General features: G+C 65.9%; 20 protein-coding genes. 13 read left to right on the top strand and 7 right to left on the bottom strand.

Annotated elements, in window-relative coordinates:
• Position 1: 1 nt before the first annotated feature.
• Genes G5C50_RS03945 through G5C50_RS03930 form a run of 4 tightly spaced genes read left to right on the top strand, consistent with a single transcriptional unit; the run spans position 2 to position 4162 of the window.
• Positions 2-1342 (top strand): (Fe-S)-binding protein, encoded by a 1341-nt coding sequence (locus G5C50_RS03945; protein ID WP_165065251.1) that lies wholly within the window; start codon positions 2-4, stop codon positions 1340-1342.
• Position 1343: 1 nt separating this feature from the next.
• Positions 1344-2342, top strand: a complete 999-nt coding sequence (locus G5C50_RS03940; RefSeq protein WP_240906951.1) for an NAD(P)H-dependent glycerol-3-phosphate dehydrogenase — start codon at positions 1344-1346, stop codon at positions 2340-2342.
• A complete protein-coding gene (locus G5C50_RS03935) occupies positions 2339-2926 on the top strand; it encodes a DUF1802 family protein (protein WP_165065248.1) in 588 nt (195 codons plus the stop codon). The genes G5C50_RS03940 and G5C50_RS03935 overlap by 4 nt, the downstream gene beginning before the upstream one ends.
• A gap of 54 nt (positions 2927-2980) precedes the next feature.
• Positions 2981-4162 (top strand): rhomboid family intramembrane serine protease, encoded by a 1182-nt coding sequence (locus tag G5C50_RS03930; RefSeq protein ID WP_165065245.1) that lies wholly within the window; start codon positions 2981-2983, stop codon positions 4160-4162.
• On the opposite strand, the gene G5C50_RS03925 is transcribed toward G5C50_RS03930, so the two are convergent.
• The 3 genes from G5C50_RS03925 to G5C50_RS03915 are packed head-to-tail and all read right to left on the bottom strand — an operon-like array spanning position 4143 to position 6512.
• Positions 4143-4775 (bottom strand): PHP-associated domain-containing protein, encoded by a 633-nt coding sequence (locus G5C50_RS03925; protein ID WP_165065242.1) that lies wholly within the window; start codon positions 4773-4775, stop codon positions 4143-4145. The genes G5C50_RS03930 and G5C50_RS03925 overlap by 20 nt on opposite strands.
• Entirely contained in the window at positions 4772-5524 is a 753-nt protein-coding gene (locus tag G5C50_RS03920; RefSeq protein WP_165065239.1) for a UDP-2,3-diacylglucosamine diphosphatase, read from the bottom strand. Before G5C50_RS03920 ends, G5C50_RS03925 begins: the two co-directional genes overlap by 4 nt.
• A 31-nt stretch (positions 5525-5555) precedes the next feature.
• Positions 5556-6512, bottom strand: a complete 957-nt coding sequence (locus G5C50_RS03915) for an MBL fold metallo-hydrolase (protein WP_165065236.1) — start codon at positions 6510-6512, stop codon at positions 5556-5558.
• 185 nt (positions 6513-6697) lie between these two features.
• Between G5C50_RS03915 and G5C50_RS03910 the strand changes: the two genes are divergently transcribed.
• The 6 genes from G5C50_RS03910 (at position 6698) to G5C50_RS03885 (ending at position 13421) form a co-directional block, all read left to right on the top strand.
• Positions 6698-7510 (top strand): DUF5131 family protein, encoded by an 813-nt coding sequence (locus tag G5C50_RS03910; protein ID WP_165065233.1) that lies wholly within the window; start codon positions 6698-6700, stop codon positions 7508-7510.
• 3 nt (positions 7511-7513) lie between these two features.
• The gene (locus G5C50_RS03905; RefSeq protein WP_165065230.1) at positions 7514-8935 is read left to right on the top strand and encodes an arylsulfatase B; all 1422 of its coding nucleotides are present in this window, start codon (positions 7514-7516) and stop codon (positions 8933-8935) included.
• Between the two features lie 172 nt (positions 8936-9107).
• Positions 9108-9743, top strand: coding sequence for a uracil phosphoribosyltransferase (gene upp / locus G5C50_RS03900; protein WP_165065228.1), 636 nt, complete (start codon positions 9108-9110; stop codon positions 9741-9743).
• A 30-nt stretch (positions 9744-9773) separates the two neighbouring features.
• Entirely contained in the window at positions 9774-11093 is a 1320-nt protein-coding gene (locus G5C50_RS03895) for a thymidine phosphorylase (RefSeq protein WP_165065225.1), read from the top strand.
• A gap of 43 nt (positions 11094-11136) precedes the next feature.
• On the top strand, positions 11137-12522 hold the full coding sequence (locus G5C50_RS03890; protein ID WP_206107573.1) for a NupC/NupG family nucleoside CNT transporter: 1386 nt from the start codon (positions 11137-11139) through the stop codon (positions 12520-12522).
• Entirely contained in the window at positions 12519-13421 is a 903-nt protein-coding gene (locus tag G5C50_RS03885; protein ID WP_165065222.1) for a purine-nucleoside phosphorylase, read from the top strand. Before G5C50_RS03890 ends, G5C50_RS03885 begins: the two co-directional genes overlap by 4 nt.
• Here the strand turns inward: G5C50_RS03885 and G5C50_RS03880 are convergent.
• The 3 genes from G5C50_RS03880 to G5C50_RS03870 form a co-directional block, all read right to left on the bottom strand.
• Positions 13387-14067, bottom strand: a complete 681-nt coding sequence (locus G5C50_RS03880) for an HAD family hydrolase (RefSeq protein ID WP_240906950.1) — start codon at positions 14065-14067, stop codon at positions 13387-13389. The genes G5C50_RS03885 and G5C50_RS03880 overlap by 35 nt on opposite strands.
• A 47-nt stretch (positions 14068-14114) precedes the next feature.
• Positions 14115-15503 (bottom strand): protein kinase domain-containing protein, encoded by a 1389-nt coding sequence (locus tag G5C50_RS03875; protein ID WP_165065216.1) that lies wholly within the window; start codon positions 15501-15503, stop codon positions 14115-14117.
• Positions 15504-15619: 116 nt separating this feature from the next.
• Positions 15620-16111, bottom strand: coding sequence for an L-2-amino-thiazoline-4-carboxylic acid hydrolase (locus G5C50_RS03870; RefSeq protein WP_165065213.1), 492 nt, complete (start codon positions 16109-16111; stop codon positions 15620-15622).
• Between the two features lie 68 nt (positions 16112-16179).
• Here G5C50_RS03870 and G5C50_RS03865 point away from each other — a divergent pair, with 68 nt between their 5' ends.
• The 3 genes from G5C50_RS03865 (at position 16180) to G5C50_RS03855 (ending at position 20464) form a co-directional block, all read left to right on the top strand.
• A complete protein-coding gene (locus G5C50_RS03865; protein WP_165065210.1) occupies positions 16180-17073 on the top strand; it encodes an alpha/beta hydrolase in 894 nt (297 codons plus the stop codon).
• 194 nt (positions 17074-17267) lie between these two features.
• On the top strand, positions 17268-18539 hold the full coding sequence (locus tag G5C50_RS03860; protein ID WP_165065207.1) for a M24 family metallopeptidase: 1272 nt from the start codon (positions 17268-17270) through the stop codon (positions 18537-18539).
• 131 nt (positions 18540-18670) lie between these two features.
• Positions 18671-20464, top strand: a complete 1794-nt coding sequence (locus G5C50_RS03855; RefSeq protein ID WP_165065204.1) for an L-fucose isomerase — start codon at positions 18671-18673, stop codon at positions 20462-20464.
• 89 nt (positions 20465-20553) lie between these two features.
• Here the strand turns inward: G5C50_RS03855 and G5C50_RS03850 are convergent, their stop codons facing one another.
• Entirely contained in the window at positions 20554-25191 is a 4638-nt protein-coding gene (locus tag G5C50_RS03850) for a hypothetical protein (RefSeq protein WP_165065201.1), read from the bottom strand.
• Positions 25192-25196 lie beyond the last annotated feature (5 nt).

Here is a 25196-nt window from a genome sequence, read left to right as displayed (position 1 = left end):
GATGAATACGCAGTCGACCGCAGAGACGAACCCGCGCACGGCCCCCAGCGATGGCGAGTCGGGCGTCGATCTGGCCTGGCTCTCCGAGCGGGTCTCGTATCCGCTATTCCAGCAGTGCATCCACTGCGGACTCTGCACGGCGAGTTGCCCGACGTACGTCGAGACTGGCGACGAAAACAACGGCCCGCGAGGCCGGATCTACCTGATGCGATCCGTCGTCGACGGCCGCCTGGGGATGAGCCCCGAAGTCCGCAAGCACCTCGAACTATGCCTGGACTGCCGCGCCTGCGAAACGGCCTGCCCGTCGGGCGTTCAATACGGCAAGCTGATCGAGCCGTTCAAGATCGAGATGCTCCGCGACGCGCCTCCGGGCGCGGGCCTCAGCCTGCTCCAGAAACTGGTTCTGCATCGCCTCTTTCCCTACGCCCGCCGAGTCCGCGTGGCGCTACTGCCAGTCCGGCTGCTCCAGAAGCTCGGGTTGATGAAGCCTCTGGAACGCAGCGGACTCTTCAACCTCCTGCCGCCCACGCTTCGAAACATGGCGGCGATGGTTCCAACTCTCGGCCCCGCTTCCAACCTCCCCGAAGTCTTGCCGGCGATCGGCCCTCGACGGGCTCGCGTCGGGCTGTTCCTGGGCTGCGTGACCGACGTGATGACGCCCGAGACCACCACGGCCACGGCACGGGTCCTTCAGCAGAACGGCTGTGAGGTCGTCATTCCTCGCAGTCAGGCCTGCTGCGGAGCGATCCATTACCATTCTGGTGCCGAGACTCCCGCGCTCAGCCTCGCACTGCAAAACATGAACGCCTTCGACGTCGATGGCCTCGACGCCGTCGTCGTCAACGCGGCCGGCTGCGGGGCGATGTTCAAGGGTTATGAGCACATTCTGCCTCCCGAGGAACACGAGCGAGCCGCCCGGTTCGTCGCCAAGGTGAAGGATGTGTCTGAGTTCCTCGTCGAACTCGGACCGATCGCGCCGAAGCACGCGGTTTCGCAGAAGGTGACGTATCACGACGCCTGCCACCTCTGCCACGCCCAGCAGATCCGAGCCCAGCCCAGGCAACTCCTGTCGTTGATTCCCGGCCTGGAGTTGGTCCCGCTCCCGGAGAGCGAGCTTTGCTGCGGCGCGGCGGGGACGTACAACCTGACCGAACCGGAAATGTCGCAGCGGCTGGGACGTCGTAAACTGGCTAATATCGAGTCGACCGGCGCGGCGGTCGTCGCCAGCGGCAATATCGGCTGTACGCTTCAGATCGCCCGTCAAATCCGCGAGCAAGGGCTCGCCATCGAGGTCGTGCATCCGGTCGACCTGCTCGACCGAGCCTATCGCGGGGAGGCCTGACGTGCATCGGGTGGCGATTCTCGGCGGCGGCGGCATGGGGACGGCGATGGCGATGGTCCTCGCCCGCGCCGGCGCCGATGCGCGGCTCTGGGTCCGCGAGCCGGAACGCGCCCGTCTGATGGCGGAAACGCGGCGCAATGCTCGCCACCTTCCCGAGGTCGTCATCCCCGCGGAAATCACCATCACCGGCGACCCGGCCGAGGCGGTTGAAGGGGCGGATTTGTTGGTGGCGTCGATTCCCACCTCCTACCTGAGGTCAACGCTAGCGGCTCTCGCTTCAACCGTACCGGCGGAAGTGCCGACGCTCAGCGTCGTGAAGGGGATCGAGTTCGGCACCTTCGCGCGGCCGACGCAGATCATCGCCGAATGCCTCGGCCCGCGCGAGACGGCCGTATTGACCGGACCGAGTCATGCCGAGGAACTGGCGCGAGGTCTGCCGGCCTCGCTGGTCGTCGCGGGGCCGTCGGCTGAGTTTTGCGAGTCGGTTCAATCGGCCTTCAGCAACGCGACGTTCCGCCTTTACCGCAACAGCGACGCCGTCGGGGCTGAAGTCGCCGGGGCCCTCAAGAATATCCTGGGGATTGCAGCCGGCGTCTGCGACGGGCTGGAAATCGGCGACAACGCCAAGGCCGCCCTGCTCACGCGTGGACTCGTCGAAATCGCCCGACTGGGCGTTCGGCTGGGGGGCCGACTCCAGACCTTCTACGGCCTGGCGGGCGTCGGGGACGTCGTCACGACCTGCTTCAGCCCATTCGGCCGGAACCGCGAGGTGGGCGCCCGAATCGGGCGGGGCGAGTCTCTGGAAACGATTCTCGGCAGCATGGTCAACGTCTCCGAGGGAGTTCCGACGATTCGGAGCGTCCATGCGCTGGCGTTGCAGTTGGGAGTCGACATGCCGATCACCCATGAGCTGCATCAGGTGCTCTTTGAGGGCAAACAACCCCACGCCGCGGTCGTCGACCTGATGACCAGGACCCCGAAGGACGAGGCTCAACTGTGAATGACGTCCCTCCCACGTGCGACGTCGGGTTCAAGGAATGGAGCGGCGTCTGCGCGGCGCTCGCCTCGGGCCGACAAACGGTGATCCTCCGAAAAGGGGGGATCGCCGAGGAGGGGGGGCGGTTCACGCCGGATCATCGCGTCTTCTGGCTGTACCCCACTCGAATCCACGAGGCTCAACAAGGTCTTCGCGAGGAGCCGGCCCCGGTTGAGAATCTAACCGACGCCTCGCTCGTCCTGATCCGATCGCTGGCCGTCGTCGACTCGGTTCACCTGATCGAGCGCGAGGACGAGCTTGACCGGCTGGAGCCTTTTCATGTGTGGACCGACGAAACCGTGCACAAGCGGTTCCATTACCGCCGACCGGGGCTGTGGGTGTTGAGCGTCCGCGTCTGGGACCGCGCCGAGGCAGAAGTCATCCGTCCCTCGGTCGAACAGCTCGGCTGCAAGACGTGGATTCATCTGGACTCGCCGATCTCGACCAGCGGACTCGTCTCGGCGCTCAGCGACGAAAAATGGCAATCGGCCCAGGAGCGACTCCGCGCCGCGATCGGGTCGCATCGTCGCGACGGTGAGCTAGAATAAGTTTGCGACCTGGAAGGCGTTTCCGGATCGGCCTCGCGACCTCCCGAGAACGGCATGAATCCCCGCCTCGTCCTCCGCGAAATCCGAGATTATCCCGCCACAGTGCTGTTCAGCCTGAGTTGGGTCGTCGTCTTCCTTGCGATGCTGGCCGACCACCGGCGAGACGTCCCCGCCCCTTCGATGATGGGCGTTCTGATGTCGGGCATGGGGGACGCCCATCGCTTCGGCGACCTGACGCTCCAGGACCTGGCCGCGGGGGAGTACTGGCGGCTGATTACCTGCAACTTCGTGCATTACAGCGTCATCCACATCGGGATGAACCTGTTCGCGTTCTACCTGCTGGGCTCGCTGCTGGAGTCATGGTACGGGCCGTGGACGCTGACGGCCGTCTATGGGATCACCGGGGTCGGGGGCAATCTCCTCTCGGCCCTGGCGAGGCAGGCCATGGGGGCGAGTCCGCTGGTCCATTCCGGGGGCGGGTCGGTCGTCATCATGGGGCTGATCGGCCTCTTCGCGACGGCGGGGTGGGCGTCGAAGTCGCTCCGCGACCGCGAGTTGACCTGGTATATGCTGAAGGCTCTGATGATGACGGGAGCGCTCGGGCTGGCCTTCCCGCGATACATCGACAACTGGGGCCACGCCGGCGGGGCCTTGGCCGGGCTGCCGATCGGCCTGGCGCACCGCTGGCTGCTCGCCGGAAGGGGACGCCCCTGGACGTGGTTCGTGGGTTTCGGCTGGCTCCTGCTGATCATGGCCGGGGTCGCCGCTCAGGTCCGTTCCGACCGATTCGAGAAGGACGACCGAGCCTTCTTGCGGCTTCGCAAGGAGCTGGACGCCTACTTCACGACCTACCGAGTACTTCAGGGCGTCGGTTTCTGGACGAAGTTCGGCGGCGACGCGCGCGGCCTGGAATCGATGCTTCGGAACCAGGCCCCGATTCTCGATCGACCGCCGACTCGCGTCTCGTATCGACGGTTGCTGGCCCTCGCAGGGGAATTCGGTCGACGTCCGGCGACGAAGGCCGAGATCGAGACCTTCCGCAACGACCTGGACGCCGTCGGCATACCGATCCGTAAGGAGGTCGAGGGTCGGCTCAGAGCCTACTGGCTCGGACGCAGGACGCAGCGCCCGGTCAAGACGTCGAGCTTTGGACCTCGGCCGTCGGCTCGAGCGATCGACGCGTCATCGTTCCGCTCGAACCTGATGGGGATGCCGTTCAAACCGGCCCTGAAGTGAGCCGCGCCCCTTTGCGGTGACGCGGTTGCACGGCTCCCCGCCGAAGCGCGGCGACGAAATCCGCGATCGTCTCCACGGGTCCTTCGACCTCGCTGTAGTAACAACCCAACGTGTCCACGTCGTGAGCGTCCGACGAGCCCGTTCGGGGCATCGGCGAGGCCTGCAACAGGGCGTCGGCGAGGGCTCGGGTCTCAGCCGTCACGTTGTTGCTGACGAACTCGACCCCGTGAAACGCCGGGCCGTACCTCCCGACGATCTCGTCGAAGGGCTGCAGCCATCGGAACGGATGAGCAGCCACGATCGCCGCGCCTCGGCGATTGACGACCTTGAGGAGTTCTCCGACGCTGATCCCAGGCCCCACGTCGCTCAGGTCCGGCAGGCCGTAAACGAGAAAGTGCCCCTCGCGCGCCGAGACCTCCACGCCGGAGAAGACCTTGAGTCCTCGCGCCTCGGCGGCCAGTTCCGCCAACTCGGCCGGAGCCCACTGGTGGTCGTGCTCCGTGATGACGACGCCGTCCAGGCCGATCTCCCGGGCTCGTTCAAGCAGTTCCAGGGGGTCCATAACGCTGTCGGGCGAGTGGCGGGACGTGTGGAGGTGGTGATCGAATTTCATGGCGATACGTTGCTCGGTTCAGCCCGTTGGGAGTCCGTGGAGGTCGGCTCGTCGACCTCGCCCGATTCGACGTGGAAGACCGCTCCGTCGGCGTCGATCTTGAGATAACTCAAACGCGCCTGCCAGCCGCCGAGGACGATCATCCGGGGAGAGCCCGCTTCGTCAACGGCGCGGTGGACGTGACCGAAAACGGCCAGGTCCACTCCGTTCAGGCTGTCGGCGTAGCTGCGGAAGACGGCCAGATGGCGTCGTTCGTCGTCTTCCAGCCCACGTCGGTTGCGCGTCTCCAGAAGGTCGTCCAGCGGCTTCGCCATGGACGAGGGAATGGCGCCGAAGGCCCGGAAGAACTCGCGAGACTCCATCGCGGCCTTCCACATCCGCCGAGCGCCCAGCAGGTGGCCGTGGACGATGTGGACTCTCAGGCCGTAGCTCTCCATCTCGTAGGGCTCGGTCAAGATCGTCGCCCGCAGCGATGATTCATAAAATGGGACGAGCCAGCGGTCGTGGTTTCCCGGAAGGATCGAGAGAGAGCCGCCAGCCCTGGAAAACTCAGCCAGCCTGGAAAGCGCCTCGTCGCGCGCGAGTTCCTCGGACGATTTGCGAGAGCCCATCCAGAAGTCGCACAGGTCCCCGGCGATGAGCAGGCGGTCCTCGCCTGGCTTCAGTCGCTGAAGGAAACGAACGAGCCGGCGACCACGTTCGGGGCGGTCGTCCCGCAGGTGAACGTCGCTCAGGAAATAATCGCTCAACGGACGCTCTCCGGCCGTCGGACGTCGACGGTCATGAACTTTCGAGATTCAGTCCGGGCAGGAACGCACAGGCTTCAGCCGGACGCCGGCGCGACTTGGTCGATCGGGCGATACCCTGGACGCCGGCGACGTCCGGCCGCCAATGGGACCTGGAGCGAGCCGGGGACAAACTCAGATCCGGGTGCGCCGGAGATTGCCGGGCGGCGTGGATGAAGACCTGCCGTCCACTCTCGCGCACCGCCTCTCCGGCCTCGCGGAGAGCGATCTCCGGCCGGTTGCACTGGTCGCTCAGGTGCAGGAGGACGAGATGGGCGATCCGATCCCGTCGCGACCGCGAGAGGATCGCGGCGACGAGGTCGGCGGCCTGTCGGTTGGAGAGGTGGCCTCGATCGCCGAGGTTCCTCGCGATCAGAGCGGGGTGCCTGCCCGAGGTCCGCTGCAGCATCACGTCGTGGTTGAACTCCACGCCCAGGACGTCGACGTCGACAAGGGCCTCGGCCGTCTCATCGCTCCAGGTGCCCGTGTCGGTCAGATAGCCGACCGAAATGCCCTTTCGCTTTCCGCCGGCGCCGGCTTCCAGGCGGAAGCCGAAGGTCGGCCCGCCGTCGTGCCATGCGGTGACCGGTTCGATGCGGAACCCGCTCGGGGCCATGAACGGACGCTCGTCGTAAAACCGGACGAGTCCGAGGCGGTCGAGCGCCGCGTAGCCTGGATCGCCGGCCAACTCGTGATGGTGGCCTTCGTGGCAATAAAGCGGTACGCCGCGACGAGAGAGAGCGCGAAAGACGCTGGTGTCGACGTGATCGCCGTGGGTATGGGTCAGAACGACGGCCGCGAGGTGAGACCAGTCGCAACCGACGCTCGCCAACCTTTCCGTCGTCATGCGGACGCCCAGCCCGGCGTCGATCAGGATCCCCGCGCCGCCGTGGCGGAACAACGCGGAGTTGCCCTTTGAGCCGCTGCCGAGTACCGCGAACTGGAACGTCATGAAAGGCTGCTACCTCGCTCCGTGAACATCGCGGCGCGGCCGGGCGATCCGTCCAGAACGAACGGACCAAGTGTATATCGATCCAGCCGTTTCTCACAAGGCCGGTCCCTCGGCCGGCGCCCTCCCGCGACGCCTCCCTGGTACAATGTCGGCGGCTCCCCGGAGCCTTTGCGGAGGGATCTCGGGTGAGCGACAACACCAAAATCGAGTGGACGGACGCCACCTGGAATCCTGTCCGGGGCTGCACCAAGATCACGCCCGGCTGCGCCCACTGCTACGCCGAGACCTTTGCGGAACGCTTCCGAGGCGTCCCCGGGCATCCCTATGAGCAGGGCTTCGATCTGCGATTGGTCCCGCACAAGCTGCTGGATCCGCTCCGGTGGTCGAAGCCCCGCATGGTCTTCGTCAATTCCATGAGCGACCTCTTCCACAAGGACGTCGCCGACGAATACGTCTTGAAGGTCGCCGAGGTGATGCGAACCGCCGACTGGAACACGTACCAGGTGCTGACGAAGCGGTCGGAGCGGCTCGCCGCGATGCTCTCGGGCCCTCTTCACGAGCTTGCGTCGGCCCGACACATCTGGTGGGGCGTGAGCGTCGAGAACCGCCGTCATGGCTTACCGCGGATCGAGCACCTCCGTTCCGCACCCGCCGCCGTCCGGTTTCTGTCGGTCGAGCCCTTGCTCGAAGATCTGGGCGAGATCGACCTGTCGGGCATCGATTGGATGATCGTGGGCGGCGAAAGCGGTCATGGCGCGAGACCAATGGCGAAGGAGTGGGTTGAATCTCTACGCGACCAATGCGCCGCGGCGGGAGTTCGTTTCTTCTTCAAACAGTGGGGCGGAGTCCGCAAGGGAAGGACCGGCAGGGAGATCGACGGCCGAACCTACGACGAGGTTCCGCCGCCCAGCCCGCACCCGATTCTCGATCGCGAATGCAGGGCGAAGTTGATCGCCGAGTTGGAGTCGAAGGGGTTTTCATCGAGAGTGGAGAGTTGATTCATGAGGATCGAGACACGACGTCGGCCGGTGATGTGGGCCTGGCTCGCCTCCGCGTTCATGGCGTCTGCGACGGCCTTCGGAGCCGACGCGCCGAAGCCCAACATCGTCGTCATCCTGGCCGACGATATGGGCTGGGGGGACGTCGGCTGGCATGGGTCCGAGATCAAGACGCCGAACCTCGATCGACTGGCTGCGGCCGGTGCGAAGCTCGAGCATTTCTACGTCCAGCCGGTCTGCTCGCCGACCCGCGCCGCCTTGATGACCGGGCGCTACCCGATGCGTCACGGCCTTCAAGTGGGGGTCGTCCGCCCCTGGGCGCGCTACGGCCTGCCGCTGAATGAGCGGACGCTTCCCCAGGCGCTCAAGGAAGCCGGCTACGAGACGGCTATTGTGGGCAAGTGGCACCTCGGGCACTTTCAGCCCGAGTATCTGCCGACGCATCGCGGGTTCGACCACCAGTACGGCCACTACAACGGAGCGCTCGACTACAACACCCACGAGCGCGACGGCGGCCACGACTGGCATCGCGACGACAAGGAGAACCACGACAAGGGCTACAGCACCACGCTGATCGGCGAGGAAGCCGCGCGGCTGGTCGCCGAGCATGACACGACGAAGCCGCTGTTCCTCTACGTCCCGTTCAACGCCGTCCACGCGCCGCATCAGGTCCCCGCGAAGTACAAAGAGCCCTACGCCAAGCTCGCGGAGCCCCGTCGGACCTACGCGGGGATGCTCGCGGCGCTTGACGAGGCGGTCGGCCAGATTTCCCAGGCAATCGATCGCAAGGGGATCGCCGGGAACACGCTGATCGTCTTCTCCAGCGACAACGGCGGCCCGCAACCGGGCAAGGTGACGAGCAACGGCCCGCTCCGAGGAGCGAAGGGGCAACTCTTCGAAGGCGGCGTGCGCGTGGCCGCGTTCGCGACCTGGCCTGGCAAGATCAAGGCCGGCTCAACGGTGGACGCCGCCTTGCACATGGTCGATCTCTTTCCGACCTTCATGAAACTCGCCGGCGCGCCAGCCGAGCAGTCCCTGCCGCTGGACGGTCGCGACGCCTGGCCGGCGATCGCCGAGGGCAAGGGAACCCCGCACGACGCGATCCTGCTGAACACGACTCCGCGCAACGGAGCCGTTCGCGTCGCCGACTGGAAGCTGATCGTCGGCCGCCCCGCCGGTGCGGGCGGAGACGACGGCGAGGCCGACGACGCCGCCGCCGCACCCGATGCGGAGCGCAACCGCCCTCATCTCTTCAACCTGGTCGACGATCCTTACGAGAAGAACGACCTGGCCGCGAAGAATCCGGCGAAGGTCGCCGAGCTGCGGGCGCGTTACGACGCCCTGGCCGCTCAGGCCGTTCCGCCGAAGGCCGCCCCCATGCCGCCCGGTTTCCGGGCCCCTCGCGTCTGGGGTCAGACCGACTGATCTCGCTTGCTCATGCCCCTGGCACCGGCGCGCCGAATAGGACAGAATGCGAGGATCGCGACTCCCCTCGTGATCCAGCGCATTTCCAGAAGGCGCGTCGGGCCTGGTCTCTTCCGCGATTCCGCGCGGTCGGGGTTCTTTCGCGCCTGGAACGACGTGAGAGGAGGGCCCCGTGGCGTCGGTATTCGCGTCGTCGCATCCGATCGTTCTCCAGAAGCTCGCGGCACTGCGGGACTCCCGCACCAAACCGCCCGAGTTCCGGTCGCTCGTGAGAAGCCTCGCTCTTCTGCTAGGACAGGAGGCGACCGCCGATCTGCCGACGCGCGACGTCACCATCCAGACCCCGCTCGGCCCCTCTCCCTGTCAGGCGCTGGCCGACGTGGTCGGGATCATCCCCGTCCTCCGCGCCGGGCTGGGGATGGCGGACGGCCTGATTGAGCTGCTCCCGGAAGCCGAGGTCTGGCACATCGGCCTCTTCCGCGACGAGGCGACGCTCAAGCCGACTGAGTATTACAACAAGTTCCCCAAACAGCCGCGCGTCACGATCGGTCTGGTCGTGGATCCGATGCTCGCCACCGGCGGTTCGGCCGTGCGGACGTGCGAGATCCTCAAGTCCGCCGGGGTGCCGCGACTGAAGCTCCTCTCCCTCATCGCCGCGCCCGAAGGGATCGCCCGGATGCGCGAGGCGATGCCCGACGTCCCCATCCACGTCGGCGCGGTGGACGAGCGGCTGACGGAGATCGGCTTCATTTACCCGGGTCTAGGCGACGCCGGCGACCGCCAGTTCGCCACCAGCCCGGACCATTGACGACGGTCGGAACGCATCGAGGAGTTCGACATGGTTCGCGCCGTGGACGTGATCCGGAAGAAACGCGAGGGTGAAGCGCTTTCGACGGCCGAGATCAACTGGATGGTCGAGGGGATCGCCAACGGCGCCGTGGCCGATTACCAGTGGTCCGCTCTGCTGATGGCGATCGTCCTCAAGGGGATGAATCGTTCCGAGACCGCCGCCCTGACGGACGCGATGATGCGGTCGGGCGACATCGTCGACCTCTCGGCGATTCCCGGTCCGAAGATCGACAAGCACAGCACCGGAGGCGTGGGGGACAAGACCTCGCTCATCATCGCGCCCATCGCGGCCGCGGCCGGCGTGATGGTGCCGATGGTCTCCGGCCGTGGCCTCGGCCACACGGGCGGCACGCTCGACAAGCTCGAATCGATCCCCGGCTTTTGCGTCGACGTGACGCTCGACCGCTACCGGGAGATCCTCGCGGAAACCGGCCTCGTCCTGATCGGCCAGACGAAGGAGATCGCCCCGGCCGACAAGTTCCTCTACGCCCTGCGCGACGCCACGTCGACCGTCGAGTCGATCCCGCTCATCTCCGCGTCGATCATGTCGAAGAAGCTGGCGGAAGGGATCGACGGCCTGGTCCTCGATGTGAAGACGGGCTCCGGCGCGTTCCTGCCGGACCTGGAAGACTCGATGCTCCTGGCCGAGACGATGTGCGACGTCGGCCATAAGATGGGGAAGAAGATCGTCGCTCTCATCACCCGAATGGACCAGCCGCTCGGCCGGGCCGTCGGCAATGCGGTCGAAGTCGTTGAGAGCCTCGAATGCCTGCGCGGTCAGGGGCCTGACGACCTCATGGGCCTGTCGATCGAGTTGGCCGCGGAGATGGTCCTCCTCGCCGGCCTGGCGAAAAGCATCGAGGAGGCTCGCGGGGCCTGCGAGCGGACGATCGAGGACGGATCGGCGCTTGAGCGGCTTCGTCGGCTGATCGCCGCGCAGGGGGGCGATCCCCGCATCGTGGATGATCCCGGACTGCTGCCGCAACCGAAGCGGACGATCGAATTGAAGTCCGATCGGGTCGGCCGGGTCTCGAAGCTCGATTCCCGTCCCATCGGCGTCGCCACCATGCTGCTCGGAGCAGGACGGGCGAAGGTCGATTCCAGGATCGATCCGGCCGTGGGGGTGATTCTGCACAAGAAGGTCGGCGACCTCGTCGACCTCGGAGAATCGCTCTGCACGATCCTCGTCAACGACGAGGCGGAGTTGGAACGGGCCTCGGAGATGATCGCCGACGCCTATCACTTCTCGGCGGACCGCGTCGACGTGCCGACGACGATCGTCGACCGATTGGTCGCTGGGGTCGATTGACGTTTCGCCGAGTGTTTCAAGGTCGTTCGCGAGGAACTGGTCGATGCGAATGCTGATCGCCGTCATGATCCTCGCAGCCGCGGCGATGTCGCCGCGCGTTGGAGCGAGCATCGAGGAAGGACGTACGATTCCCGCCCCTGTTCCGTCCGCGGCCGATCCTCCAGCAGCCGACGTCTCCAAGGCGACCCCCAAAACGGACGTCAGGAGCGATCTCAGTCTCGGCGAATGGGCGAACCGGCTCCGCGGACTGCTGGGGATGGCTCTCATCCTGGTCGGTGCCGTGATCTTCTCCGAGAACCGCCGGGCGATCTCGCGCCGAGTCCTCTTCTGGGGAGTGGCGCTGCAGTGGATCTTCGCGATCCTGGTCCTCCGCGCCCCGGCCGGTGTTCGATTGCTCCAGGAGGCCGGCAAGCTTGTGGAGTCCGTCCTCGAATGCGCCCTGGAGGGGGCTCGGTTCGTGTTCGGCGAGGCGCTGGTGAAGGCGGACGGCCCCGCGGGCTTCGTCTTCGCCTTCCGCGTGCTCCCCACGGTGATCTTCGTCGCGGCGCTCTTCGCGGTGCTTTATCACCTGGGGATCATGCAGTGGGTCGTTCGCTCCTTCGCCGTGGCGATGGCCTGGCTGATGGGGATCAGCGGGGCGGAGTCGCTCGACGTGGCGGCCTCGTTGTTCCTCGGCCAGACGGAGGCCCCGCTGACGATCCGGCCCTACCTTGCTCGACTGACGAACTCCGAGTTGATGACCGTCATGACGGCCGGAATGGCCCACGTGTCGGGGGGCGTGATGGCGGCCTACTTCGCCTACCACGTGGAGCCCCGGCACGTCCTGACCGCCGTCGTCATGACCGCCCCCGGCGCCGTGCTGCTCTCGAAACTGCTCGTGCCCGAAACTCAGACGCCTGAAACGCTCGGCGGCATCCGACACCATGACGATCGCGAGGACTCCAACATCCTCGACGCCGCCGCTCGGGGGACTCGCGACGGTCTGAGCCTGTCGCTCAACATCGCCGCCGTGCTGATCGCCTTCGTGGGCCTGGTCGCGCTGGTGAACCTCGGGCTGGGCCGGCTGAATACCTCGCTGGAGGATCTACTAGGCTGGATCATGGCGCCTGTCGCCTACATGCTGGGCGTCGCCTGGGACGACTGCCGCGCTGTGGGTGGTCTGCTGGGGACGCGCACCGTGCTCAACGAGTTGATCGCGTTTCAGAAGCTCGACGGGATCCGAGCGAGCCTGGATCCGCGATCGGCCGTCATCGCCTCTTTCGCCCTCTGCGGCTTCGCCAACCTCAGCTCGATCGGGATCCAGATCGGCGGGATCGGAGCCCTCGTTCCGGAGCGTCGCAAGGATCTGGCGCGGCTTGGAGGCCGGGCGCTCCTGGCCGGCACTCTGGCGAATTTCCTTTCGGCGTGCATTGCGGGAGTCCTTCTATGAGCCAGTCCAGCCATCCCCACGATTTGCTCTCCTCCGCCGATGAAGCGGCCGAGGTCATTCGCAGGGCGGCCGGCGACAGGTCGCCCCAGGTGGCCGTCGTACTGGGCTCTGGATTGAACGGGCTCGTGGAGCGTTTCGGCGACCGAAAGGTGATTCCGTACGCTCAGATCCCACATTTCCCCGTTACGACCGTACAGGGACACGCCGGCAACGTGGTCTTCGGCTCGGTCGACGGCGCCGAGGCTCTCCTGTTGCAGGGAAGGTTCCACTTCTACGAGGGCCACGACCTCCGCGCCGTCACGTTTCCGATGCGCGTGCTCCAGCGGCTGGGCGTGAAGACGGTCATCCTGACGGCCGCGACGGGAGGCGTCCGGGCCGATTTACGGCCGGGCAACATCGTCTGCCTGTCGGACCATCTCAACCTGATCGGCGCGAACCCGCTCCGAGGTCCCGCCGACCCCAGGCTCGGTGAACGGTTCCCGGACATGACCGAGGTCTATTCCAAGCGATTGCGGAACATGGCCAAGGAGGAGGCGAAGCGACTGGGAGTGCACCTGGTCTCGGCCGTCTATGCCTGCCTCCCCGGCCCGAGCTATGAGACCCCGGCGGAGATCCGGATGCTCCGCGCCCTGGGGGCGGACGTGGTGGGAATGTCAACGGTCCCCGAGGCGATCGTCGCCCGGCACGGGGGTATGGAAGTTCTGGGCCTCGCGCTGGTGACGAACGCAGCGGCCGGCGTTCTCCCCACGCCGATCCGCCATGAAGACGTCTTGGAGGCCGGCGAGAAGGCCACGCCGATGATCGGCAAGCTGATTCGTCGGGTCGTCCTCCGGCTCGCGGGAGTCACGCCGGGGAATGAGGGCCTCAGCGGGGAGTATCCCACCTACCGGCCGGACTGAGCCGGGCGAGCAGATCCGCGACATCGCATTGCGACAGGTCGGCGACGATCAGGTCGGCGCCAGCCGCTTGCAGGGCGTCGGCGTCATGGCTGGAAGTGACTCCGACAGCCAGCATCCCCGCCGCCTTCGCCGCTCGGATCCCGACGGGGGCGTCCTCGAAGACGACGGTCTCCTCGGGCTTCGCCCCCGAACGCGAGGCGGCCAGGAGGAAGACCTGAGGATCGGGCTTGCCTCGGGTGACGTCCTCGCCGGCAACGATCGCCTTGAATCGACCGTGGAGCCCGCACTCCTCGACGGTCAGCTCCAGGTTCTTCCGGACGCCGCTGGAGCCGATCGCCATCTCCACGCCGGCCTCGGTGAGGGCGTCGAGAAACGGTCGAACGCCCGGCATTAGCACGATCGTGCCTCGGGCCAGATCGCGGTAGAGCTGTTCCTTGTGGTCGGAGTACGCGAGAACTTCCTCGTCGGAGAGCGATTCGCCCCGGACCTTCCGGAGGATCATCGCGTTGGTCATGCCGAAGGTTTCGAGGATGAATTCCGGCGTCATCGGCAGGCCGGACTCTCGGCCCATGGCGACCCAGGCGTCCTGATGCAGCTTGAGCGTGTCGACGAGAACGCCGTCGTGGTCGAAAATGGCGAGGGGCACTGAGGGCTCCGGGGTGGGAGTGACGAAACAGTGGGACTTGCGGCGAGTCAAACCGACTCGCAGACGGCGTCGATCTCGGCGACGATTCGGCGCATCGGGACGTCGCGCCGGGTGGGATCGGGGACGAGCATCGAGCGGAGCAGGGGAGTGAAGGGCTCGCCGGCGGCGACGGCCATGGCGTCGGCGTCGATGTTGCGGATCTGATGCATCACCTGGAGGACGTTCCCCTCGGTGAAGGCCGGTATGCCCGTGGCCATCTCGTAGAAGACGATCCCCAGGGAGAAGACGTCGCTGGCGAACGTCGCCGGATCGCCCAGGGTCTGCTCGGGAGCCAGGTAGCGCGGCGTGCCGAACAAGCCGTCGCCGTTCTCCGCGATGCCGAATTCGCTGGTCTCATCCGTCTGGACCGGCCCGAGCCTGTCGACGCGACGAGCCAGGCCGAAGTCCAGGACCTTCACCAGCCCGTCGTCGGCCACCATGATGTTGTCCGGCTTCAGGTCGCCGTGAATGATCCCCGCATCGTGCGCCGCGGCGACGCCTCCGGCAATCTGACGGGCCAGATGCAGCAGGTCGTCGATCGGCGGTCGCTCCATTCGCAGCCGAGATGAGAGCGTTCGTCCCTGGATGTACTCCATCGCGATCACCGGCAACCCCGCCGCGTCGTCGACCGCATAGATCGTGCAGATGTTGGGGTGGTTCAGCGCGGCGACCGATCGCGCCTCCGCCAGCGCCGTGCTGGGCGTGACGGGACAGTCGCGATTGAAGACCTTCAGCGCGACGGGACGGTCGAGTTGGAGGTCGCGTGCGAGGTAAACCCGCGCGAACGTCCCCGCTCCGATCTCCGAGTCCAGGTGGTAGTGGGAAAAGATGTTGCCCGGCTGGAGGATCTGGTAGGGGTCGATGTTCGACCCGTCCGTCATCCAGTCCTCGCGGCAGAGGCCGCCGGACTGGAGCGCGGTGAGGACTCGCAGGACCTCCTGACTCCGTCGTCCGATGCTGAGGCTGTGGATCACCTCGTACTGGATGATCCCCTCGGGATCGACGATGAACGTCCCTCGGAGGGCCAGGTTCCGACGGGGATCGAAAACGCCGTACGCCGTGGAGATCTCGCCGTCGACGTCGCTGGCGAGGGGGAAGTTCAAGCCTCCGAGCCCCCCCTGCGACTTGGGCGTCGCAATCCAGCGATCGTGCAGTTCGACGGGATCGCAACTGACGCCGAGCAGATCGCAGCCGAGATCGCGGAATTCCTCGACGCGCTGGCTGAGTCCGATCAACTCGGTCGGACAGACCATCGAAAAGTCACGTGGATAGAAGACCAGCGCGAGCCATCGCCCCTTGTAATCGACCAGACGCGCCCGATTCCGCGACGGGTCGGGACGCCTCGTGCACGGAAGGTCGAAGGGAGGGGCGGGGTTTCCGACGAAGGTGCTGGGCATCGGGATCCAATCACCGGGAATCCCGCGGCGTCCGGCGAGCGCCGGAACTGAGGCGCGGCGAGTTTTCGGTTCACATTATAGCACGACCGACAAGCCGCGCGATCGTCTTGAAGGCCTCATGCCGGGTCGGAAGTGCGCTTCTCGCGGCGGAAACGAAAGTCGCAGTATGGAGCGCCCTGCATGATCGTCTGGGTGCGTTCGAGTTGAATCTCAGGACTGAATCCCTCGGCGAGGGCGAAATCACGGACGCAGGAGAGCGACGCCCCCAGATCCTCGAGCCCCAGCCGACGATACATCTCGGCGTAGCGGCAGCGGACGACGTTGAACGAGAGTCGCTCGTCCGACTGCTCGAGCACGTCGATCTCCAGCGCGTCGTTCTCGCACCAGCGTCCGAGGGTCGTCGCGAACGCCTCCAGCGAGCTCTCTCCGAGCGATTGGGCGAGGTCGGCCCCTCCCTGGCGGGCCAGGTCGACGATCACCCCGCGGAGGACCTCCAGGGTCGGCTCGCGGCCGAAAGCGTCGGCGAAGGCCCGCATCAGCGGACCGACGATCCTGGCCTCGATCTCACGCTGCTGGAGAAGCGGCAAGATTGGTTTCTGATCCGCCATCGGGCCGACTCCGTAGTAAGGTTGAGGTAGGACGATCGAGATCGAATTCCCAGGAAGTCGGTGAGGCCATGGCAACCACCCTGCGAGGGATCGGCTGGCTCCTAACGCTGGCGGTTACGGTCCACATCGCCGCGAGTTCGCGGAACCCGCAGACCCCTTGGGCGTCTGATCTTAGGGTGATTCAGGGTATCCCCTACAAGTCCATCGCCGGCGAGCCCCTCAGGTACGATCTCCTTCTCCCGCTAAAGCAGACGGACGATCCGCATCGGCTTCCGCTCGTCGTCGCGATCCACGGCGGGAGCTGGACGGGTGGCTCGCGGACGGAGTACGGCCCGCAGTTCGCTCCCCTGGCGCGGGGGGGATTCGCGGTCGCCGTCGTCGATTATCGACTCGCCAGACCGGGAGCGCCTAGTTGGCCCGGGGCTCTTGAGGATGTACGGTCCGCCTTGCAGCACATTCTCGATCGAGCCGATGAATTCCAGCTCGATACGACCCGCGTGGCCATGCTGGGAACCTCAGCCGGCGGCCTCCTGGCGGCGCGGGCGGCTCAAATCGATCCACAAGTATCCGCGGCCGTATGTCTGTCTACGCCCTACAATCTGGAGGATCTCGTCTCCGAGCGTCGGCTTCGTCACGACCCGGTCCGAACGTTCCTGGGAAACGATCCAGCCCTGTTCAAAGAGGCTTCGCCCCTGAATCACGTGGAGGCGTCTGGGCCGGCGACGTTGTCGATCCACGGCGGCGACGACGCCTGGGTGCCCGTCGATCAGGCCCGAAAGATGCATGAAAGGCTGAAAGAGAAGGGCACCTTCAATCGCCTCATAGTCATCCCGGAGGCTCGCCATGGGTTTGAGCTTCGGGTGGGAGCGCCGAATGCGGTCGATTTAACACCAGAAATCTTTGGTTTTCTTAATGATTTCTGGCGACAACGGACCTTGAACGACGGCCTCGCGTCATCGTGACGCTTGTTTGCGTGCATTCCTGGTTTTGTCGATTGGAGGCAATAAGTACTTGCAATCGGCGGTGTCAATTGGAAGGATATGAAACACCATTCCCGAAGACCTTAAGATACCAAACTCGCTAGGGTTTCCCCTCGACTGACCGCCTCGTTCGAGGCGTTGACGGTCATGGTTCGCGTTGGGCTGGGGGTGATGTCGTGTCGACCGAGTTGTACATCGGCGCTCCGGTCGGATTCGTCGCGGACGAAGTCGTCGACGCGGAAGTCGTCGACCGCATCCTGGAGACGGCGGCCGATCGTCCGTCCAAGAGTTCTCTCCCCGCGGTCCCGGACCCCGCCAGCGATCATGGCGACGTCGAGCGAAAGCGTCGTCGCGAGGACGTCGATCTCAAGCACGACCGAATCCGGGAGTTCCTGGATCGCACGAACCAGGACGCGGTCGTGCTGGGCAAGTCCGACTCGGTCGCCTGGTTCACCTCGGGCGGCGAACTGGCTCAGGAGTACTGGTCGGACAACAGCTCGATCTTGCTCTTCATCAATCGTGACTGTCGGGCTGTCATCGCCGACAACGTCCAGAGCTGCCGCGTTTTCGAGGAAGAGTTGGCGGGTCTGGGGTTCCAGCTCAAGGAGCGTCCCTGGTTCGACGATCCCGACCGTGTGGTGGCGGAACTCTGCCACAACAAGCGGTACGCCACCGACATGGGCTCGGAAGGCTGCACCCAGTGGCGGCGGGCGCTTGACCCGCTTCGTGATCTTCGCCGCCGACTCACGCCTCTGGAACGACAACGGCTCCGGGAGCTTGGCCGAACCCTGAGCCTGGCCGTTGAGGCGACCTGTCGCAACTTCGATCGCGGAGAACGCGAGGCGGATGTCGCCGGCCACCTGGCCCACAGGCTGATCCGCGAGGGGGTCGCCCCCGTCGATCTTCGCGTCGTGAGCGACGACCGCCTGAATCGGTATCGCCAGCCGACCTTCAAGGCCGAGCCGATTCTCAAGCGGGCGACGATCACCGTCACGGGCCGGCGTCATGGAATTTGCGCCTCGGTGACGCGGAGCGTGTCGTTTGGCCCGGCCGAAGAGGACTTCCGGGCGAACCACACGCTCGCCGCGATGGTCGACGCGACGTGTATCTACTTCTCACGTCCTGAAGAGACGGTCTCCGAAGTCTTCCGCCGGGCTCGGCGGATCTACGAGAAGTTCAACGCACCCCATGAGTGGACCCTGGACTATCAGGGGGTGTTGATCGGCTACTCTCCCCGCGAGGCGCTGTTGACGCCCGACAGCACGCTGAAGCTGGAGCCGAACATGGCCGTCTGCTGGAATCCCAGCGTCGGCTCGGCGCGGTCGGAGGACACGATCGTCGTCGACTCGCGCGGCTTCGAGGTCGTCACGGCGGCTCAGCAGTGGCCGCAGGTCGAGGTCTGCGTTAAGGGTTACCTCCTCCCTCGCCCCGGCATCCTCGAACGCTGAGCCCTGCCGCCACCCGGTTTCCACCGGCCTTCCGCACCGGTACAAGGGAGTGAGACGCGCCTCGGACTGGCCGCGATACTCCCATCGTGACCTTGCGCGCGTCGATTTGGGCGTAGCCGAGGAAGCGAGTCATGAACGCGAGCGTCAAGAGCCCCTGGATCGGTCGCCTTCCCAAGATCGGCGTGCGACCTGTCATCGACGGCCGGCGTCGGGGCGTGCGGGAATCGCTGGAAGATCAGGTCATGGGGATGGCCCGCAACGCGGCCGAGTTCCTGACCTCGCGGCTCCGTCACCCCAACGGCGAGCCGGTCCAATGCGTGGTGGCCGACACCTGCATCGGCGGCGTCGCCGAGGCTGCCGCGTGCGCTGATAAGTTCGCGCGCGAAGGCGTCGGCGTATCGTTGACCGTCACTCCCTGCTGGTGTTACGGCAGTGAGACCATGGATATGGACCCGCTCACGCCCAAGGCGGTCTGGGGCTTCAACGGCACCGAGCGTCCCGGCGCGGTCTACCTGGCGGCGGTCCTCGCGGCCCACAATCAGAAGGGGCTGCCGGCATTCGGGATCTACGGTCGCGAAGTCCAGGACGCGGGCGACGTCTCGATTCCCGACGACGTTCAGGAGAAGCTCCTCCGATTCGCCCGTTCGGGGCTGGCCGTCGCCACGATGCGGGGAAAGTCCTATCTGTCGCTCGGCGGCGTCTCGATGGGCATCGCCGGCTCGATCGTCGATCAACCGCTCTTCGAACGCCACCTCGGCATGCGGGTCGAGTGCGTCGACATGAGCGAGGTGACGCGGCGGATCGAGGAAGAGATCTATGATCCGGACGAGTTCGAAAAGGCGCTCGCCTGGGTCAAGAAACACTGCCCCGAGGGGAAGGACTACAACCCGCCGGCGTCGCGAAAGTCAGCCGAGGCGAAGGCCGAGGACTGGCGGACCGTCGTCAAGATGACGCTGATCTTCCGCGACCTGATGATCGGCAATCCGCGACTCGCCGAGTTGGGCTACGGCGAGGAGGCGCTGGGGCGCAACGCGATCTCCGGCGGCTTCCAGGGTCAGCGGGCGTGGACCGACCACTCCCCCAACGGCGACTTCCCAGAAGCCATCCTCACCTCGTCCTTCGACTGGAACGGCGTTCGGGCCCCGTTCATGTTCGCGACCGAGAACGACTGCCTCAACGGCGTCGGCATGTTGTTCAACCATCTGCTGACGAACACCGCGCAAATCTTCGCCGACGTCCGCACGTTCTGGAGTGCGGAAGCCGTCCGTCGTGTGACCGGCAAGTCGCTGGAGGGCCTGGCCGCCGGCGGCTTCATCCACCTGATCAACTCGGGCGCGGCGACGCTCGACGGCACCGGCCGGCAGACCCGCAACGGCGCTCCGGTCATGAAGCCGTTCTGGGAGATCACCCCCGACGAGGTCAACGCCTGCCTGACGGCGACGAGCTGGCCCCCCGCGATCTCGGAGTATTTCCGAGGCGGCGGCTATTCCTCGTGCTACCTGTCGAAGGGCGGAATGCCCATGACCATGAACCGACTGAGCCTGGTGCAGGGCCTGGGCCCCGTGCTACAGGTCGCCGAAGGCTGGTCGGTCGACCTTCCGCCCGACGTCCACGAAACGCTCAACGAGCGGACCAACCCTACCTGGCCGACGACCTGGTTCGTCCCTCGGACCACGGGCGAGGGTCCGTTCACGGACGTTTACAGCGTCATGGCGAACTGGAGCGCGAACCACGGCGCGATCAGCTACGGCCACATCGGAGCCGACCTGATCACGCTGGCGTCCATGCTCCGAATCCCTGTGGCGATGCACAACATTCCGGCCGACAAGCTGTTCCGCCCCAGCGTCTGGAGCCTGTACGGAGCGCTCGAGCCTCAGGCCGCGGATTACCGGGCGTGTGCGACGTTCGGCCCACTCTACGGCTGAGCCTTCGCCCACGAAAAACGGCCGGCCCAGGTCCGCGAAGGACCTGGGCCGGCCGGAAGGACGGATCGTCGAGAGTCGCTAAGCCTGGATCAAGAGAAGGGGCTCTTGATGTCGTCCCAGAGCTTCGAGAGGGTGCTCTTGCTGTTCTGAGCGGCCTTGGCCTTCTTGTAGGCCAGGGCCTTGGCGGCCGCGGCCTGGGCGGCGGCCTGCTGCTGGGTGGTCAGGTCTGCCGAGGTCGTCGCGGCGGCCGGCGTGGTCGTCACGGTCGGCGTCGTTGGGGCCTCGGTCGAGACGGCGGCCGTTGAGGTCGCCGCGGCGGTGGTGGTCGAAGCGGCCACGCCCGTGGTCGCCGGGGAGTCGGACTGGACGGCCGCCATCGGCGTGGCGGTTCCCAGAGTCGTCGAAGTGGCGGTCGACGAGTTCTTGCTCGCCAGGTCCAGCAAGGCCGCCACAACCTGATTGCTCTGGTCCGTCGTCGAGGAGCTTGAGCTCGTCGACGTGTCGGATGAGGTGGTCGTGGTCGTCGGCGTCGTGCTGTCGGTCGAGGTCGACGTGGCCGGCGTCGTGCTGGTCGTGGTCGTGCCGGTCGTTGGCGTGTTGGTCGTCGTCGTGCTCGTGCTCGTCGACGTGTCGGTCGACGAGGTGGTGGTGCCCGAGTTGCTCGACGTGTTGTTCGAGATGACGGCGCCTTGCTTGTAGCTGAGCACCCGGATCGTCTCGCCGTTGACCGTCTTGGTCGTGACGACGGGAGTGGAGACCCGGTTCGAGGTCGTACCACCCGAGTCGAACAGGGTGTAGTACGGCAGGTAAGTGCCTGGTGCTTCGTTCCGATTGATCTTGAACCGGTTGGGGTTCATGCCGCGGAACTTGGCGACCTGCGCCTTGGACACCCACATGAACTGCGGGAGTTTGTGCTGCAGGGCCGTTGTGTTCCGCTGGGCCTGGGGATCGACCAGGAAGCCGTTGGCCGAGGCCCGCTGACGGTCGACGATCACGTAGGCGTCCGCCGAAGGCAGCAGCGTGCCGGCGAGCATCTTCAGACTGTCGATGCTGACGGCGCCGTTGAGCTTACCGTTGGCGACGTAGTCGAAGAAGTTGAAGCGACGCTGAAGGGCGCCGGCCTGGTCCGGGTTCTCGTTGAAGGCCGTGTTGTTGATGCCCACATCTGGCTGGGCGTAGGACGCCGTTCCACCGAGCAGGCGGGCCATGGCGCCGGCCTCGGCCAGCCCCTTCGTAGCGGCCGTATCGGTGAAGCTTTGAACTTCCTGGGCGGTGATCAGGCCGTCGTTGTTGGCGTCGATCAGCGTCAGGTAGTTGTTGGAGATCAGGTAATTGAGAGCCTCCGTCCCCTCGATCGCGGCAATGGCGTTGCTGATCGAGACCCGGGCGTAGGCCGGGGCCACGTTGGCGCCCTCGAACTTGTTCTGCTTGTCCGTGGTGCTCAGCAGCGCGGGGGTTGCCACGCTGGAGCCGTCGTTCACGTCGTAGACAGGCACGGCCGTCCAGGCGAGGATGCCGTTGATCCCGTCGGGATTGTTGTAGGCCGAGAGGTCGCCGATCCCGTGGGCGCCGAAGTTCAGCGAATTGACGCCGACCGGAGTCGTCAGGTAGGCATCCGCCGTGAGCCCCTGGGCCTTGTTCAGGTTCGTCCAGTAGTTCAGGGCGGAGGACACCATGGAGTAGGCGCCCGTGAGGATGCCCGTCGACATCGAGGTCCCGACCTGAGTGAACGTCAGGCGGTTCGCATCGTCGTTGGTCGTGGTCGTCGTGCCCGAGATCGTCGTGGTGTCCAATCGACGACGGAACGTCGGGACGTCGATCGACGGAGCGGCGAAGTCCGTCGTGATACCTCTGTTGACAGAGCCGGGGATCCGGTCGGCCCAGATGTTGAAGTCGGAGTTGGCAAAGGCGGTGACGTTTGCGGCGACGTTGGTGTTATTCGTCCCGGCGCTGATGCCGGAGGTAACGTTGCTGTCCGTCGACCCTCCGCCGATCGTCAAGGAGTTCTGGAAGACCAGGACCGGCCCTTGATTGTACGGAATCACACCCGTCGGAGTATTCAACGGGGTGGTCGTCGCGTCCGTCGTGTAGGGGAACGGATAGGTGCCGGTGACCGAGAGCGTCTCGTTCAGGATCGCCGGCATCGACATGCCGTTGTTGTCGCCGATGTCTGCGCTGTCCGCATTGCTGCGGAACAATCCGGTGCCATTCGAGGTGGTCGTGCCGCCGGTGTTGCCGCCGCCGGTATTACCGGTCGTGCCGCCCGAAGTCAGGCCGAGAGGCGAGCCGAACTGGCCGGCGGCCGCGATCGGGGCGATGCCCAGCGAGCGGAACTTCTTGAGCTGCAGCTTCAAGGCGATGACGATTTGCGGATAGTTGCGATACGCCTGCGCCTCGCTGGTCCACGTCTGGGTCGTACCGAACGCCAGGGTCGAGGCGATGACGCGCGAGACCTGGCCCGACCGCACCGGGTCGTTCACGTACGGGTGCGACGCGACGTAAGCCAGCCCCTGGTAGACCGCATTGGTCGAGGTCAGTGCGTTGGCCGTCGCCGAGAGGGTCGTGTTGTTATTGTTGTTATTGTTGCCGCCGCCGTTATTGTTGCCGCCGTTGTTGGTACTTCCCGTCTGCGTGAAGCTGACCGACCCGAACCACGGCGAGAAGATCGAGACAGGATCGATCGTCGACTGCGGGACGAACTGCGCCACCACGCCCGCGACGGGCGTTCCGTGACCGTCGAACGTGTTAGCCAGGTTGGTGGAACCGCCGGTGGTGCCAGTGTTACCTCCGGTGTTGCCTCCATTGTTGTTGTTATTGTTCCCGGTCGTCGTGAGCGGCCCCGAGGCGAGGTCCTGGGTGCCGGTTCCATTGTTATAGACGTTCGTGCCGTTCGCGACGCGACCGCGGAACGGAGACGAGAGGGAGTCGACGCCGGTGTCGATAACCGCTACGGCGCTCCCCTGGCCGTCGTAGGGAACGCCCAAGGTCCGCAGGTCGTTCAGGCCGACGATCGTGCCGGAGGTCGACCCGGCGAGGCTGGAGGTCGTCTTGAACTGCCAGATGCCGTCGCCGTCCGAGGCGTACAGCACGGTGCCGTCCGCAGAGAACGTGATGCTCAACTCGGAATCGAGGAAGCTGGTGTAGTCCTGCGCTCCCGAGGTGTCGAACCCCTGGGCGAACGTCGTCATGAGGCCATCCGGGGTGATCCGGACGATTCGGCCGCCGATGTTGGAGCCGCCGGTGGTGTTGCCGTTCGTAACGATCGGCACCAGGGGATTCGTGACGGCGTTGTAAGGCTGGGACGGGTCGGCCTTCTGGATGCCGATCACGCCGCTGCCCTGGACGGGCACGTTCACGGACACGCCGGCGGGGATGTCGCCCTCGGCCACCGAGGTCACCGTGACGTACAATCCGGTCGCCAGGTCGCTGACGAACAGGTTGCCGGCGTAGGTGGCCGTACCGGAGACCGTATACGTCGTCGAGCTCGCGCCGGTCGTGGCCGCCGTCGCGGTCAGGGGGACCGCCTGCGCGAAGTAGCTGTACTGGTCGAATGCAATGTCCTCAAACCGCCGGAAGGGGGTCGTGAGGAACGACGTGTAGTCGGGGACCAGTGTATCGGTGGTCGGATCGTAGCTGGCCGGGCCGGCGATCAGCAGTTCGCCGTTCGAGCCCTGGACGCCGCTGACTCCGGGCGTGGCGACGATTCCGCCGCCGGACGGGGTGCCGAAGTCGGTGAAGATCGAGTAGAGCGGCGAGAAGTAGTCGATGTTCGCCTGGGTGATGCCCGCGATCGTCCCGGCGCTCAGGCCGGTCTCCGACACCCCCTTGGGGAGGCTGGAAGCGTTCGAGATCACCTGACCTGACGAGTACTCGTTCGAGTTGAAGTACAGAGCCGCCAGAGTTCCGCCGGTCGAGCTGATGCCGCTGCCGGCCACCAGCCCTCGGATCGTGTTCTGCATCTCCGCGCTGGGGACGACAATGGCCGTCGGGTTGATGTTGAACTTGGTCGCCGCCTGGCCGTCGGTCAGGGTCACGTAGGCGCCCAGGAAGGTGCCGTCGGCGCTGATCCGGTAGACCGCGTTCTTCGCCGGGTCGTTCCGGTCCGCCACCGAGACCAACATGGAGGGCGTGCCGTCGATGACGCCTTCCCGGTCGAAGGTGATGTCGTACCAGTTGGCGTAGCCCGTCGTGTCGGTCCCGCCGGTCGTGGCGCCGCCTAGCGAGGCGGCGGCAGGATTGGAGCCGTCCCGGTTCAGGGCGTTGGTGGGATCGAGCTGGTTCATCACCGTGTTCAGGTCGAAGAACACGCTGGCCTTGCCCGTGGCGGGGTCGACCCGGTAGATGACCCCCGGCCTGTTGACGGCGTTCGTGTTGCCCCCGGCCCCTCGCGAGATCGCGTAGAGTCCGTTGCCGAAGACTCCGCCCGGCCCAGCCTCGACCTTGACCATGTCGCCGCCGAACGACGACAGCGGCGTCAGCTCGGCCACCGAGGTGATCGGCGCTGGGCTGCTGAGGGTGGTCGCGGTGGTGTTCGAGTCGACCACCACTGTACCCAGGAACGAGTTCGTCGGGGTCGTCGCCGCAGTGAAGGTGGCTTCAAGCGGGTAGACTGGGACGACGGGAGCCATCAGGGGACGTGCTTCAAGCGGGGTGGCTCCCTCAAGCTTGATGGTGCGGTTTCGCCGCTGCGCTGGGCTCTGCGCCCGCGGTCGGGATGGCTGAGACATTCCAT

Source organism: Paludisphaera rhizosphaerae (genome assembly GCF_011065895.1).
GTDB lineage: Bacteria > Planctomycetota > Planctomycetia > Isosphaerales > Isosphaeraceae > Paludisphaera > Paludisphaera rhizosphaerae.
Note: the sequence above shows the minus strand (reverse complement) of the source record. Positions and strands in the feature narration are given on the sequence as shown.